Below are 13,266 nucleotides of genomic sequence, written 5' to 3'. Positions count from 1 at the left end.
CGGCCAACCGGCCGGATTCAGCTGGACCGGATTCAGCCGTCCTGGATTCGGCCAGGCCGGATTCAGCTGGACCGGATTCAGCTGGGGATGATCGCGTGCACGGTTCGATGGCTGGTGGCGGTGCGCACGTCCCAGTGCGAGGTGAGTACGTCGACGATGGCGAGACCGCGGCCGCCGATCGATTCGGGGTGGGTGTCGCTGATCCGTCGCGGCTCGGTGTCGCCGCGACCGTCGGTGACCTCGACGTGGATACCGGCCTTGTCGATCCACCAGGCCGCGCGCACCTCGCCGGCCGGCAGCGGCGGCGCATACCGGATCGCGTTCGAGAGCAGCTCGGAGAGCACGAGTTGTGCGTCGTCACAGGCGGTGTCGCTAATCCCGTAACGCTTCAGGTAGGCGGCTAGACGGCGACGGGAGTCCGCTACCGCGGACACGTCGTGCGGCAGTACGACGTCCACAACGCTCACGTCGGCAGGCAGGGTCGCAGAGGACAAGCAGGGTCTCCTCGAGTTCGGTACAGCCACCATCACATCTGCCCAGCTTCCGGCCCCGGAAAACACCGGTGGGTATTCCGTTACATGGCCGCGCGCAGATCACGCCTAAACCCGAAGAAACCGAGATGAAATCGACGGAATTGAACGTTGCAATAACCGCCCGCATTCACCCTGCTACGTATCCACACCACGTGACACATGCCACACAAAGCAGCTCCGATGTGTCACAAACTCCACCTGCTCGTACGACGTCCTACCCCCTCAACGCGCTCATTTGAGCGAGGGTTTTCAGGGTGGCCGCGGGCCGGTCGCTGATGATCGCGTCGACGCCGATGTCGTGGCAGTGCCGGACGTCCGCCTCCGCGTTGACGGTCCAGACGTGGACCTGGTGCCCGTGCTTGTGGGCGCGGTCGACGTACTCCGGGTGGGCGGTGACGATCTCCAGACTGGGACCGGCGTACGAGACGCCGGTCGGTAGGGAGCCGTCGCGGAAACGCAGCGGGACGCGGTCCATCAGTAGGACCGTCCGCAGTCCGGGTGCCAGCACGCGGAGCCGGCGCAGCGACAGCCAGGAGAAGCTCATCACCCGGACCGGAGACTCCGTGCCGACCTTCGGATGCGCCCAGCCGTAGCGATCCAGGGCCTCGATCAGCCGCCGCTCGACCAGTCCGGCGTACCGGGTCGGGTGCTTGGTCTCGATGGCCAGCTCGACCGGACGGCCGGCGTCACGGACGGTGGAGAGCAGGGTTTCGAGCGTGAGGACCTTGCGCAGATCCGGGCTCGGCAAGTCGGCTTCGTCGTCGAGATCGGCCCACGGATTCTTCCACGAGCCCCAGTCGAACGCCTCGAGCTCGGCCAGGCGCATCGTGGACAAGACGCCGTGTCCGTTGGACGTGCGCTCGATCCTGCGGTCGTGCACGCAGACCAGATGCCCGTCGGCGGTGAGCCGCACATCGCATTCGAGTCCGTCCGCGCCCGCCTCGATCGCCCGGCGGTACGCCGCGAGGGTGTGTTCGGGACTGTCGTCACTTGAGCCACGGTGGGCCACCACCTTTGGGAGCTTCCCCATAAGGAGAACTCTGTCATCCACCGATGTGAGCGAGTCACGGAGGCGCGCCGATCGCTGGAAAACGATTACTTTCATTGCCGGCGCGCGAGGATTGGCCGCATGGAGATGCGGGCGATCGTGCTGGACGGGCCGGGCGAACCGGAGGACATGCGGGTACAGCGGGTCGCCGTCCCCGAGCCCCCGGCCGGATGGGTCCGGATCAAGGTGGAGGCGTTCGGGCTGAACCGGTCCGAGTACCACCTCCGGGCCGGGATGGCGACGAACGCGCGCTTCCCGGTGATCCCCGGGATCGAGGCCGCCGGGACCGTCGACGCGGCGCCGGGTGGCGAGTTCGAGCCCGGTCAGCAGGTGGTGGCGATGATGGGCGGGATGGGCCGCGAGTTCGACGGTGGGTACGCCGAGTACACCGTAGTACCGGCGTACTGCGTCATCCCCGTGACCACGGGTCTCGACTGGGCGACGCTCGGGGCCTTGCCGGAGATGCTGCAGACGGCCCACGGATCGTTGCACACCGGGCTGGCGATCGAGCCCGGCCAGACGCTGCTCGTGCGCGGCGGTACGTCGTCAGTCGGGGTGGCAGCCGCCGTACTGGCGAAGGAACACGGGCTGACCGTGTTCTCGACCACGCGGAATCCCCAACGGACACAGGTCTTGCGCGAACTCGGCGTCGATCACCCGATCGTTGATGATGGCAACGTTGCGGAGAAGGTCCGGGAAATCCTGCCGGCCGGGGTGAACGCAGCGCTCGAACTCGTCGGCACGAATGTCCTGCCCGACACGTTGAAGGCGACCGCGCTGCACGGCACGGTGTGTTTCACCGGAATGCTCAGCGACAACTGGACGATCCCCGACTTCTACCCGATCGGCTACCTCCCGAACGGCGTCCGCCTGACCGGGTACGGGGGTGAGAGCACGGACCTCCCGGCGGCGGCGTTCCAGCGGTACGTCGATCTTGTCGAGGCCGGCAAGCTCCCGATCCGGATCGACCGGGTCTTCGCGATGGAGGAGATCGGCGCGGCTCACCGCATCATGCAGGATGGCCAGGCCGTCGGGAAACTGGTGGTGCGAGTGGGTGCTGGGCCCGCCACCTGACAGGCCCAGCACCGGATCAGGCGGTCGCTTCCTGCAACGCGGTGGCGCGACCGGACGGGCGGGCGAGACCGTAGTGGTCGCGCAAGGTCGTGCCCGTGTATTCGGTGCGGAACAGGCCGCGGGCCTGCAGGATCGGGATCACCTCGTCCACGAACGTGGTCAGGCCGGAGGGCAGGACCGGCGGCATGATGTTGAAGCCGTCGGCGGCGTCGGCTTCGAACCAGTTCTGGATCGCGTCCGCCACCTGGTCCGGCGTACCGGTGAAGGTGCGGTGACCGCGGCCGCCGCCCAACCGGCCGATCAGTTCGCGAACCGTCAGCTTCTCCCGGCGGGCGAGCGTCACGATCAGCGTGTACCGGCTCTTGGCGCTCTCGATCTCGTCCTCGTCAGGCAGATCGGCGGGCAACTGCTCGTCGAACGGCAGGTCCTCGGGCTTGACCTTCAACGTCTTCGCCAGCTGCAGCCGCGCATACTCGGGCCGGATCAGCGAGTCCAGCTCACGTTCCAGTCGCTGCGCCTCCTCGACCGTGCTGCCGATCACCGGCACGATCCCGGGCAGGATCTTGATCGTCTCCGGATCGCGACCGAGCGCGGCCGTCCGTGCCTTCAGATCGCGATAGAAGTCCTGCGCGTCCTCGAGGGTCTGCTGGGCCGTGAACACGGCCTCGGCGTACCGCGCTGCCAGTCCCTTGCCGTCCTCGGAGGAGCCGGCCTGAACGATCAGCGGGTGCCCCTGGGGCGACCGTGGCAGGTTGAGCGGACCACGCACCTGGAAGTGCCGCCCGACGTGGTCGATCGGCACCACGCGGTCGTTCACGGCCCATACGCCGGCTTCCTTGTCCGCGATCGCCGCATCGTCCTGCCACGAGTCCCACAGCTTGTACGCGACCTCGAGGAACTCCGCGGCCCGGTCGTACCGCTCCGCATGTGCGGGCTGGTCCGCCAGGTTGAAGTTGAGCGCCGCGTCCGGACCGGCCGTGGTCACCACGTTCCAGCCCGCGCGCCCGCCGCTCACGTGGTCCACGCTGGCGAACCGGCGGGCCAGGTTGTACGGGTCGTTGTACGTCGTCGACGCGGTCGCGATGAGCCCGATCCGCGACGTCACCGCGGCCAGCGTGGTCAGCAGCACCGTCGGCTCCAGCGTCCCGGCCGGCCGGCGACCCACGTCCCCGATCAGTACCGGTGAGTCCGCGAAGAACACCGAGTCGAACTTCCCGCGCTCCGCGGTCCGGGCGAGCTCCTGATAATGCGCCACCGAGGTATTGGCGAACGGATCGCTCTCCGGCAACCGCCAGGAGGCCTCGTGATGGCCCGTACTCATCAAGAACGCGTTCAAATGCAACTGCCGGCTCATAGCGAAACTCCCAAAGCGTCGAGAAGCCGCGACCGGACCGCGGCGAATCCTGGATCGGCCGCACTCCGTGGCGCGGCCAATTCGATCTGTTCGGTCGCGACCAGCCGGCCCTCGTCGAGCACGATCACCCGGTCGGCCAGCACGATCGCCTCGTCGACGTCGTGCGTCACCAGCAGTACGGCGGGCTGATGCGCCGCGCACAACTTCCGCAGCAGCACGTGCATCTTCAAGCGGGTCAGGGCATCCAGCGCCCCGAACGGCTCGTCCGCGAGCAGCAACTCCGGCTCCCGCACCAGCGACCGCGCCAATGCGACCCGCTGCTGCTCACCACCGGACAACTCGTTCGGCCAGGCCTGCTCTCGACCCTCGAGCCCAACCTCGGCCAGGCTCTCCCGGCCGCGATCCTCAGCCCCGTGCAGTCCAAGTACGACGTTGTCCAACACCCTTGCCCACGGCAACAACCGCGAGTCCTGGAAGACGACCGAGACATTCGCCGGTACGACGAGCTCCCCGGAGCCGGCGACATCCGCGTCCAACCCGGCCAGGGCCCGGAGCAACGTGCTCTTCCCGGATCCACTCTTCCCCAGCAGCGCAACGAACTCACCCGGAGCGATGTCCAGGTCGAGCCCGTCGAGGACAGCGCGATCGTCGTACTTGCGGACCAGGTCGCGGACCTGGACGGCGGCGGTCAAGAGGCCAGCGTGCGGCGCCATGTGAGGGCCCTCCTCTGGATCAGGCGGACGGCTCCGTCGGAGAGCAGGCCGAGGATGCCGTAGAGGACCAGGCCGACGATGATGATGTCGGTCTGTCCGTAGGTCCGGGCCAGTTCCATCATGTAGCCGATACCGCTGGTGGAGTTGATCTGCTCGACGACGACCAGCGACAGCCAGGCGCCGGTGACCGCGAACCGCAGGCCGAGCAGGAACCCGGGCAGCGCGCCCGGAAGGACGACCCGGCGGATGAAGTCCCAGCGGGACAACCCGACGGTCTGCGCGAGTTCGACGTACCGGCTGTCGATCGTGCGGAGGCCGTTGTGGGTGTGCAGGTAGATCGGCACGAACACCCCGAGCAGGATGGTGACGATCTTCATCGACTCACCGATCCCGAGCCAGAGGATCAGCAGCGGCAGCAACGCCAGCGACGGGATCGCGCGCTTGATCTGGATCGGACCGTCCAGGATCGCCTCACCGAGGCGGGAGAGTCCGGAGAGCAGCGCGAGTACGACGCCCAGGACGATGCCGAGTGCGAGTCCGATCAGGGCCCGCTGGGCGGAGGTCCAGAGGTTCGACTGCAGTCGGCCGTCGGCGATCAGGTCGCCGGCCGTTGTCACCACGGTCCAGGGCGCGGACAGCACCCGCTGGTCGATCCAGCCGGTGGCCGATCCGATGCTCCACACCACGAGCAGCAGTACCGGTCCGATCGCGGCACCGAACCTGATCGGCTTCCCCGGTCCGAGCCTTCGTCGTCGTACGACGGTCGCGCCGGTGGCTTCCCGTGCTTTCAGCCCGGGCAGGGTGGTCGCGCTCATTTCGAGGCTCCCTTGATCGCGTCGGCGGCGACGGTCTGGAACCGCAGGTCGTAGAGGTCCTTGGCCTGGATCACCTTGTTGCCGGTCTCCTTGGCGAGCAGCTCGATCGTGTCCTGGTGCCGCTGGATCGCGTCACTCCAGTCCGCGCTGATGTCCGGGTGACCGGCGTTCTCGACGAGCCATTGCCCGTCGGCCTCGGTGAGCCCCTGGTCCTTCACGTAGTACCCCTGGATCCATTCCTTCGGGTGCGTGTCGATCCAGTTCTGCGCGACGCCCCAGGCGGCGACGTACGCGCGGATCGCGGCCGCCTTGTTCGCGTCCTCGAGCGACTCCTGGACCACGTAGAGGTGGCCGGCGTCGTCGCGCAGGCCGTGGTCGATCGTGCTGGCCCCGTCCTTGCCGTACTTGGCCAGGTAGCGCTTGATCTGGACGCCACCGATCGGGGCGACGTCGACCTGCTTCGCGGCCAGTGCGTTCGTGTAGACGTCTCCGGTGCTCGGGAGCTCGACGAACTTGACGTCGTCCTTGGTCAGCCCGGCCTTCTGCAGCACCTTGAGAACCAGGGCGCCCTGCGCCTGCCCGGGGCTGTACGCGATCTTCTTGCCGCGTAGGTCGCCGAGTGACTTCACGTTGACGCCTGGTGCGATGCCGAGCTTGTAGATCGGGTGGTTCAGCGGGTCCTGGCGGAACTTCGACGCGACGATCTTCACGTGCAGCCCGGTCCAGGTCGCGTGGATCGGCGGGATCTCCGCGACCGAGCCGACGTCGAGGGCGTGTGCCCGGAACGCCTCGGTGGTCTGCGGACCGCCGCTCAGGTTGGCGAACTGGACGAACTTCGACACCTTGTCGATCTGTCCGGACAGCTTCAGCGCCACCTCGGTGGCGGGATCACCGACGACGATCTTGGTGCCGTCCGGGACGGTGGTCGGCAGGGCGGCGTCCAGCGAGAGCTTGGCGGCGTTGCCGGCGTCCGCGGCACCACCACAGCCTGCCAGCACGGCGACGGTCGCGACGGCTGCGGCGAGGAGCTTGGGGGTCTTAAGCATGATGTGCCTTCGGGTGTGTAGTGACGTAGTTGCCGTCGTGGTAGAGCAGCGGCTCGTGCTCACGCCGTTCGGTATGGGTGGCGAGGCGGGCGACGACCAGCGAGTGGTCGCCGACCGCGAAGCGGTGCTCGACCTGCGCGCGGAGAAAGCTCGGGGCCTCGTCGAGTACGGGTTCGCCGGTCGCCAGCCGCGACCAGCGGGTCGGCTCGGCGAACCGGTCGATGCCGCTGGTGGCGAACCGGCCGGCGATGGCGTGCTGGTCGGCGGAGAGGAAGTTGATCACCAGGCTCTCGGTGCTGCTGACGGTCGGCCAGCTGGACGCGCTGGTGGCGATCGCGAACGACACCAGCGGCGGCAGCAGGCTGACCGAGACCAGTGAGGTCGCGGTGAAACCGGCCGGGCCGTGGCCGGCGTCCGCGGTGATCACCACGACGCCGGCGGCGTGGCGACGGAACACGGACCGGTAGACATCGGCGTCGACGATCCGCTCCTCCTGGCGGTCGGGGACCACCGAGAGGGCAGGGCGGTGCAAGGCGGGAACGGACATGTCTCTCCCTCGAACTGGGGCAGGGACCACAAGATGGTGTGAGAGGCGCTCAGACACGCCTCGTACGGCGGGATTCCGCCGGAGAAACGGGGAACCGCGTCACCGACAGGTGGCGCTCGCCGTCCGCAGCAGATCGATGACGCGACGGCGGGTGAGGAAGGTCGTCGTCATGTCAGCAATCTTCGCATCAATGTCTACTGGAGAACTAGACAATCTCGCGATCCGGGATGGGCGTCCAGAACTGACCACGGGCTGGGACGACACACCGCCGGTCGCCCTCACACTCCCGGCCGTGCGTGCGTTCTACTGTCGTGATGGCTCGGGAGAAGGTCGAACTGCCGCCGTTCCAGGCGCTCGTCGACGCACACTGGCGGGACGTGGCGCGGCTGGCGCGCGCGTTGGCCGGACCGGTGGACGGCGACGACGTGGCCCAGCGTGCCTGGGAGAAGGCGTTCGCGGCGTACCCGGGCCTGACCTCGGCGAAGAACCTGCGCAGCTGGCTGCTGACCATCACCTCGCGGTGTGCGACCGACCTGCACCGCGCCCGCAAACCCCAACGTCCACTCGACGAGGCCCCACCGGTCGCGGTCGACGGCCCGGATGCCGCCGACTGGCCGGATCCCGACCTCTGGCAAGCGGTCAACGAGCTGCCCGAACGGCAGCGATTCGCGATCACGCTGAAATACATCGGCGACCTGGACCACCACGGCGTGGCCGCCGCCCTCGATACCACGCCCGCCGCCTCGCGCCGGCTTGTCAGCGACGCACTCGCGGTCTTGCGCACCAAACTCGGAGTAAACGCATGAATGATCTCGAGAGCCGGTTGACCCGGTTCACCATCCCCGACCCGAAACCACCGGTATTCCCGGCCGCCGACGTCGCCTACACCCTGCACGACACCCCGATCGGCACAATGCTGCTCGCGGTCGCGAACGGCCGGGTCGTGGCCAGCTCCTTCGGCGACGAGGAGACCATGACGAACCGCCTCGCCCGGGCGTTGTCCCCGCGGGTACTACGCCAGCCGAGCGCACTGGACGACGTACGACGGCAGTTGGACGAGTTCCTGTCCGGGCGGCGTCAGGCGTTCGACCTGGACGTGGATCTCTCGCTGGCAACGCCGTTCCAGCGCCTTGTCCTCAACGATCTGCCGCTGCACACGAGCTACGGAAAGACCACGACGTACGGCGCTGTCGCCGGCGAGATCCACAAGCCCAAGGCAGCCCGTGCGGTCGGTACGGCGCTGGGCGCGAACCCGGTCTGCGTCGTCCTGCCGTGCCACCGGGTGATCGGTGCGAGCGGCGCCCTCACCGGGTACGCGGGCGGCCTGGAGGCGAAACGATTCCTGCTGAACCTTGAAGCAAAAGGGTGAGTTTTCCCACCCCGGCGGGCATTGATTTACACTCGTCCGAATAAGGAGCAGGTCCCCAATGTGGAGTGGGGATCTGCTTCTTTCATTGTGCAATGTGCACCGGTGCAGGTGTTTCGGAAAAGCATTCAGGTCGAGAACTACCGGGTCAGTCAGTGGTCGGCTGGTGGATCTCCAGGATCAGCCGGCGGCGGCCGCCCCACTCGCGCTTGTAGACCGTGAAATTCTCGATCCCGGCGGCCGCGCAGAGCCGCTTGTAGCTCTTCTCGTCATGGATGAAGTGCACGCTGCTGGTGCCGAAGTGCTCGGTGGTGACGATCCGGTGCTCCGGGCCCTGCCGCATCCCGTTGGCGATCTCGGCCGCCGTCGCCGGGCCCCAGCTCGGGCCCTCGATGATCGCGATACCGCCCGGCTTCAGTACCCGGGAGATCTCACAGATCGTGGACACCTGCTCGTCCTCGGCGAACAGCTCGTGGAACGCCGTCCACAGGCAGATCACCGCGTCGAACGCGTCCCACTTGTACGGCAGATCCGTCATCGAGCCGACCGCCCAGTCGATCGACAGCTCCTCCTCGGCAGCCTTCGCCCGGCCGGCCTCGATCAGGTTCGGCGAGATGTCGAGTGCGCGGACGACCTTGCCGGCCTTGGCCAGCGGCAGGGCGACCCGGCCGTACCCGCAGCACAGGTCGAGCACCGACTCGCGCTCGCCGAGCAGCTCCTCGACAGCCTTCACGGTCGCCGCGTCCCGCTCGGGCGTCGTCCTCGAGGCCAATCCGTCGGCTCCCAGTTCCGCGTACTCGGCCCGGCTGCGCAGTGCGGAATTCAGCATGGTCGAAAGTATCCCGGTTACTCCGGGTCAGTGACCAGGGGGCGGCGCCCGACCCGTCCGAGGAGCACCGCGGCCAGCATCGAGACGACAATCGAGGTGTAGGTCGCGCCCAGCCAGGCGGGCACCGGCTGGTGGTTGAACAGGGCCTGCTGGACGTCAGTCCAGAACGGTGACCAGCCGGCTACGGTGCCGGGGTTGACGAGTTGGTAGGCGACGAAGCCGATCAGCCAGGCGACTGTGGGCTGCCACCGGAACCTCGCCGTACTCGAGACGTCCCAGTTCATCTTGCTCACCAGGAAGAAGTCGGCGATCGCGACCGCGAACAGCGGGACGAAGACCGAGCCGATCAGGTAGAGGAACTGGGTGTAGTTGCCCAGGTCAACCATCAGCGCGATACCGGTGGCGATCACGCCGATCGCGACCGAGATCCACCGGCGGTCGACGTGACCGATCAGGTTGTGTGCGGCCATCGTGGTCGAGTAGACGTTCGCGTACGCCTCGTCGACCTCGTCCACGAGCAGAACGAACAGCGCGAACGCGCCGGCCGGGAGAGTGACCAGTGCGGTGATCACGTCCTCGCTGTTGGTCTGCAGGGTCGCGACCGCGAAGACGCCCATGGCGTAGTAGGCGATCGCGGCGATGCCGTAGCCGAGCGACGATCCCGCGAACGCGGCCTTGTTGGTCCGTGAGTGCCGGGTGTAGTCGGCGGCCAGCGGCGCGAACGAGACCACCCCGGCGGCGGCCAGGTCGACCGCAGGCCAGAAGCCGAACACGCTGTCCTGCGGCAGATCGTGCACCGGCTTGCTGAGCACCTGCACGAACAGGTACACCGATGCGATCAGCACCAGCCAGACCATGAACTTCCGCAGCACCTTCACACTGCCCAGCGGCCGGACCGCCATCGTCGTGGCGATCACCCCGGCCAGTACGACGAACAGCCAGCGCCAGCGCTCACTCGTCACGGCCACCGCGGCCTGGGAGATGACGATGATCTCCATCGTGGCCCAGCCGACGTTCTGCGCGATGTTCAGCACCGTCGGCGCGATCGAACCGCGCCGGCCGAAGATCCCACGCAGGCTCGCCATCGCCGGCGCTCCGGTCTGGGACCCGAACACAGCGGCACCGCCGACCACCAGGGCACCCATTCCGCAGCCGACGACGACTGCGAGGAGTCCCTGCCACAGCGAGCCCGTGTACGCCGCCACCAGCGCGCCCGTGACCGGGCCGAACAGTGAGATGCCGAAATTGCCCCAGAGTGTGAACTGGTCCAGGAATCCGAGTGTTCGGGGCGCATCCGTGGTGAGGACGAGCGGCGCCTCGGTCTGACTGGCAGGACGAACAGCAGTACTGGTCATGATGACCCGCTCCCTACGCCGGCATTACCCGGTCAGGTTCAGGCGGTCGGCGACCCAGCTGTCGCCCTCTCAGCCCGCGCATCTCGGTGCGAGCTCCCGCAAGGTTGTTTGCGCGTCAACGATAGCGCGTCACGTGGGTGGCGGCATGGTGGCTGCTCGCTGGATGAGCGCGGCGACCTCGGGGCCGTTCGTCAGGATCGGCATGTGGGAGCCGGTTTCGAGGGTGCGGGCCTCGCCGTGGCTCAGCTCGGCGAGCCGCTGAACCCACTCGGCCGGGGAGATCAGGTCGTGCTTGCCGCGCACGATGACTACCGGCACCCGGACCCGGGTGATGATCGCGGCCAGGTCGTGGTGCCGGGCCGCTTCCGCAGCGCGGGCGATCGCGGGAATCGTCGTACGGGCGTATTGCGGGGTCACGGCCCGGATCAGCTTGGGCACCTCGGGTACGGCGGAGCCCAGCCAGCGCACGGTCCGGTCCACCCAGCTCGACATCCGGATGTCTCCGGTGGGAGCCGCGAGTACGAGCGCGTGCACCAGCTCTGGGTGGTTGACCGCGGTCTCGACCACGATCTGGCAGCTGGCGGAGTGGCCGACCAGGACCGACCGCTCGCGGATCTTCTCCGCGAGTGCCGCGCCCAGGGCTTCGGGGTGGAGGTCCTCGCGGGCTCCGGCGGGTTCGCCGTACCCGGGCAGGGTGATCACGTGGTACGGCGTGGTCAGGTGCTCGACCGTTTTGGCGTAGGACTCCGGCCCGAGTCCGAGGCCGGGGACCAGAACGACAGGTGTGCTCACTCCCAGGGCGCTTTGGCCGGTGGACCTTGGACGACCGGGTTACGGACCTCGGGCTTCAGCTCGCGGTACCCCAGCGCCAGTCCGGCCGCGAGGGTCAGCAGGCCGATCCCGCCCCAGCCGTACGCCGTCGGCAGCCGGTCGACCGAGTCGTCGATCGCACCCAGTCCGGTGGACAGGACCATGATGATCCAGATCAGGATCGGGATGATCGAGACTCCGACCAGCAGTAGCCCACCGAACTCGGCCGGGTCGGGCTGACGGCCTGCCTTGCGCCGGGCGAGGACGTCCCGGATCCACATCACCAGTGCGGCCGCGCCGACCACGATCAGCAGGAGCTGGCCGATCGCGTCGAGGACGTCCGTACGCAACGGGTGGTTGAGCGGTGAGCCGGGCGCTTGGGAGATCTCCCGGAGTGCGACGCGCTGGACGGACACGACGAGCAGACCGTAGATGCCGGCGACCAGCGCGGCCAGACCGACTACGCGGGCGGCGCGGGGGTCGCGGGGCGCGACTAGCTCTTCCCGCCCGTATGTCGGGAGCTCGTGCTGCTGTGGATGCGTCGCGGGACCGTATGGGGTGCCAGGACGGTAGTTGGGCGGCTGCGTATAGGTCGGGCCTTGCGGAGGCGCTTGCGGCGGTCCTGGCTGAGAGCCGTAGGGCTGGGGGTCGGCGTACGGTCCCGGCTGCGGGTTGGGGTGCGGGCCGGTTCCGTACGTGCCACCGCCGTACGGCGTGGGCGGGGCGTAGTGCTGCTCCTCGCCGGACTGCTCGGGCTCGTCGCCCCGGCCGTACGTCGGGAAATCCTGTGACGACATCGCTACTCCCTCCCGTCCGGTCTCAGCTTAGAGGGCGTCCGGGAGTTCCCGGACGGCCTCAGGTTGCTTTGACGGTCGGCCACGCGTTCGGAAGGCAACCGGCCAGCCCCTTGGTCTGCTGCATCATCACCGGCGCGGGGGTCTTCGCGGTGGTGCAGGTCGAGTGACCATGGCCGAGCGCGTGCCCGACCTCGTGGTTGACCAGGTAGCTCCGGTAGAGCGACACGTCGCCGTTGTACGCCGGGATCGCGTACATCCACCGCTTGGCGTTCAGTACGACGCGGTCCTCGACCCGGCAGGACACCTCACCACCCGTGTCGAGCGGCAGGCACAGCTTGTCGGTCAGCTCCGGCGTGGCCAGGATGATCCGCAGGTCCACATCGGCCTTGTCGGACCGCTCGAAGCTGACCGGGTGGATCGCCTGCCAGCCGCGCGGGTCCGTCAACGTCTCGTGAATGATCTTCGCCGCGGCGGCCCCGTTGATCGACACACCTTGCTCGATCTCCACCCGGTAGGTCAGCTTGTCCCGCACCCCGTTGGCCTTGTCGAACCCAGGCACGATGGCGAGCTTCCCGCTGGACACGGTCACGTTGGGCTTCGAGCCCTTGGGCTTCCGCGTCAAAGTCGGTGCCGGCCGCAACGGAGTCGTGAACCGCTGCGTCGGCGTAGGCACCACCACCGGCGTCGGTGCGGTACTGGGTGTCTCGATCGACGGGCTGGCTACTGCCTGCCCAGCCACCACTTCCTGAGCCAAGCTCCGCCGCTGCCCGACATCGGGCTGCGCCACCACTACGGTCCCCAACACAGCCAGCGCAGTAACCCCGAACCACTGCCCTTTATAGGACTTCCGCCGACTGTGCCGCCCACCCCGCCGCTTCCGGACAGCCGCGGCCTCACGCTGGCCAGTCCGCCCGGTGGTCATAGCAATCGACCCTACCGACTCAACCGTCCCGGACGAAAGAGCAGTTTCGTTAGACCT

At 67.9% G+C, this 13,266-nt stretch carries 15 protein-coding genes and 1 riboswitch; of the genes, 3 read left to right on the top strand and 12 right to left on the bottom strand.

The genetic code is table 11. From position 1 onward, the window contains the following. Positions 1-77: 77 nt before the first annotated feature. Entirely contained in the window at positions 78-494 is a 417-nt protein-coding gene (locus AB0L70_RS03960) for an ATP-binding protein (protein ID WP_363679657.1), read from the bottom strand. Between the two features lie 253 nt (positions 495-747). Continuing rightward, on the bottom strand, positions 748-1,563 hold the full coding sequence (locus AB0L70_RS03955; RefSeq protein ID WP_363679655.1) for a glycerophosphodiester phosphodiesterase family protein: 816 nt from the start codon (positions 1,561-1,563) through the stop codon (positions 748-750). Positions 1,564-1,662: 99 nt separating this feature from the next. On the opposite strand from AB0L70_RS03955, the gene AB0L70_RS03950 reads away from it, so the two are divergent. Beyond that, positions 1,663-2,655: a zinc-binding alcohol dehydrogenase family protein gene (locus AB0L70_RS03950; RefSeq protein ID WP_363679653.1), complete on the top strand. Its 993-nt coding sequence runs from the start codon at positions 1,663-1,665 to the stop codon at positions 2,653-2,655. Between the two features lie 16 nt (positions 2,656-2,671). On the opposite strand, the gene AB0L70_RS03945 is transcribed toward AB0L70_RS03950, so the two are convergent. From AB0L70_RS03945 to AB0L70_RS03925, 5 genes are read right to left on the bottom strand one after another with little or no spacing between them, the layout of a single operon-like run. Beyond that, positions 2,672-4,009: an LLM class flavin-dependent oxidoreductase gene (locus tag AB0L70_RS03945; protein ID WP_363679651.1), complete on the bottom strand. Its 1,338-nt coding sequence runs from the start codon at positions 4,007-4,009 to the stop codon at positions 2,672-2,674. Next, on the bottom strand, positions 4,006-4,722 hold the full coding sequence (locus tag AB0L70_RS03940; RefSeq protein WP_363679649.1) for an ABC transporter ATP-binding protein: 717 nt from the start codon (positions 4,720-4,722) through the stop codon (positions 4,006-4,008). The genes AB0L70_RS03945 and AB0L70_RS03940 overlap by 4 nt, the downstream gene beginning before the upstream one ends. Continuing rightward, positions 4,698-5,537, bottom strand: a complete 840-nt coding sequence (locus AB0L70_RS03935) for an ABC transporter permease (protein WP_363679647.1) — start codon at positions 5,535-5,537, stop codon at positions 4,698-4,700. Before AB0L70_RS03935 ends, AB0L70_RS03940 begins: the two co-directional genes overlap by 25 nt. Continuing rightward, entirely contained in the window at positions 5,534-6,583 is a 1,050-nt protein-coding gene (locus AB0L70_RS03930; RefSeq protein ID WP_363679645.1) for an ABC transporter substrate-binding protein, read from the bottom strand. The genes AB0L70_RS03935 and AB0L70_RS03930 overlap by 4 nt, the downstream gene beginning before the upstream one ends. Further along, complete coding sequence (locus AB0L70_RS03925; protein ID WP_363679643.1) at positions 6,576-7,130, bottom strand: flavin reductase family protein; 555 nt, start codon at positions 7,128-7,130, stop codon at positions 6,576-6,578. Before AB0L70_RS03925 ends, AB0L70_RS03930 begins: the two co-directional genes overlap by 8 nt. Positions 7,131-7,444: 314 nt before the next feature. Between AB0L70_RS03925 and AB0L70_RS03920 the strand changes: the two genes are divergently transcribed. Both AB0L70_RS03920 and AB0L70_RS03915 read left to right on the top strand, forming a co-directional pair. Further along, the gene (locus tag AB0L70_RS03920; RefSeq protein WP_363679641.1) at positions 7,445-7,936 is read left to right on the top strand and encodes a sigma-70 family RNA polymerase sigma factor; all 492 of its coding nucleotides are present in this window, start codon (positions 7,445-7,447) and stop codon (positions 7,934-7,936) included. Continuing rightward, positions 7,933-8,499, top strand: a complete 567-nt coding sequence (locus AB0L70_RS03915; RefSeq protein WP_363679639.1) for a methylated-DNA--[protein]-cysteine S-methyltransferase — start codon at positions 7,933-7,935, stop codon at positions 8,497-8,499. The genes AB0L70_RS03920 and AB0L70_RS03915 overlap by 4 nt, the downstream gene beginning before the upstream one ends. Before the next feature lie 145 nt (positions 8,500-8,644). Here the strand turns inward: AB0L70_RS03915 and AB0L70_RS03910 are convergent, their stop codons facing one another. The 5 genes from AB0L70_RS03910 to AB0L70_RS03890 all read right to left on the bottom strand — a co-directional run bounded on the left by AB0L70_RS03910 (position 8,645) and on the right by AB0L70_RS03890 (position 13,209). After that, the gene (locus tag AB0L70_RS03910) at positions 8,645-9,325 is read right to left on the bottom strand and encodes a methyltransferase domain-containing protein (protein WP_363679636.1); all 681 of its coding nucleotides are present in this window, start codon (positions 9,323-9,325) and stop codon (positions 8,645-8,647) included. Between the two features lie 17 nt (positions 9,326-9,342). Continuing rightward, a complete protein-coding gene (locus AB0L70_RS03905; protein WP_363679634.1) occupies positions 9,343-10,680 on the bottom strand; it encodes a cytosine permease in 1,338 nt (445 codons plus the stop codon). Continuing rightward, positions 10,674-10,790, bottom strand: a riboswitch (TPP riboswitch). Its footprint overlaps the gene before it by 7 nt. Positions 10,791-10,809: 19 nt before the next feature. Further along, positions 10,810-11,472 (bottom strand): alpha/beta hydrolase, encoded by a 663-nt coding sequence (locus AB0L70_RS03900; RefSeq protein ID WP_363679632.1) that lies wholly within the window; start codon positions 11,470-11,472, stop codon positions 10,810-10,812. Then, entirely contained in the window at positions 11,469-12,287 is an 819-nt protein-coding gene (locus tag AB0L70_RS03895; protein ID WP_363679630.1) for a hypothetical protein, read from the bottom strand. The genes AB0L70_RS03900 and AB0L70_RS03895 overlap by 4 nt, the downstream gene beginning before the upstream one ends. A gap of 58 nt (positions 12,288-12,345) precedes the next feature. Further along, entirely contained in the window at positions 12,346-13,209 is an 864-nt protein-coding gene (locus AB0L70_RS03890) for a DUF3152 domain-containing protein (RefSeq protein WP_363679628.1), read from the bottom strand. Between the last annotated feature and the right edge of the window lie 57 nt (positions 13,210-13,266).

The sequence above is a fragment of the Kribbella sp. NPDC051952 genome, from assembly GCF_040680855.1.
Classification (GTDB): Bacteria; Actinomycetota; Actinomycetes; order Propionibacteriales; family Kribbellaceae; genus Kribbella.
The sequence above is the reverse complement of the archived record's forward strand: the minus strand, read 5'-3'. Positions and strand labels throughout refer to the sequence as shown.

Bases quoted from the DNA above. Each gene is read 5' to 3' on its own strand.
- AB0L70_RS03920 (WP_363679641.1), top strand. From the start codon at position 7,445: ATGGCTCGGGAGAAGGTCGAACTGCCGCCGTTCCAGGCGCTCGTCGAC.
- AB0L70_RS03895 (WP_363679630.1), bottom strand. From the start codon at position 12,287: ATGTCGTCACAGGATTTCCCGACGTACGGCCGGGGCGACGAGCCCGAG.
- AB0L70_RS03905 (WP_363679634.1), bottom strand. From the start codon at position 10,680: ATGACCAGTACTGCTGTTCGTCCTGCCAGTCAGACCGAGGCGCCGCTC.
- AB0L70_RS03955 (WP_363679655.1), bottom strand. From the start codon at position 1,563: ATGGGGAAGCTCCCAAAGGTGGTGGCCCACCGTGGCTCAAGTGACGAC.
- AB0L70_RS03915 (WP_363679639.1), top strand. From the start codon at position 7,933: ATGAATGATCTCGAGAGCCGGTTGACCCGGTTCACCATCCCCGACCCG.
- AB0L70_RS03910 (WP_363679636.1), bottom strand. From the start codon at position 9,325: ATGCTGAATTCCGCACTGCGCAGCCGGGCCGAGTACGCGGAACTGGGA.
- AB0L70_RS03930 (WP_363679645.1), bottom strand. From the start codon at position 6,583: ATGCTTAAGACCCCCAAGCTCCTCGCCGCAGCCGTCGCGACCGTCGCC.
- AB0L70_RS03950 (WP_363679653.1), top strand. From the start codon at position 1,663: ATGGAGATGCGGGCGATCGTGCTGGACGGGCCGGGCGAACCGGAGGAC.
- AB0L70_RS03945 (WP_363679651.1), bottom strand. From the start codon at position 4,009: ATGAGCCGGCAGTTGCATTTGAACGCGTTCTTGATGAGTACGGGCCAT.
- AB0L70_RS03940 (WP_363679649.1), bottom strand. From the start codon at position 4,722: ATGGCGCCGCACGCTGGCCTCTTGACCGCCGCCGTCCAGGTCCGCGAC.
- AB0L70_RS03925 (WP_363679643.1), bottom strand. From the start codon at position 7,130: ATGTCCGTTCCCGCCTTGCACCGCCCTGCCCTCTCGGTGGTCCCCGAC.
- AB0L70_RS03935 (WP_363679647.1), bottom strand. From the start codon at position 5,537: ATGAGCGCGACCACCCTGCCCGGGCTGAAAGCACGGGAAGCCACCGGC.
- AB0L70_RS03890 (WP_363679628.1), bottom strand. From the start codon at position 13,209: ATGACCACCGGGCGGACTGGCCAGCGTGAGGCCGCGGCTGTCCGGAAG.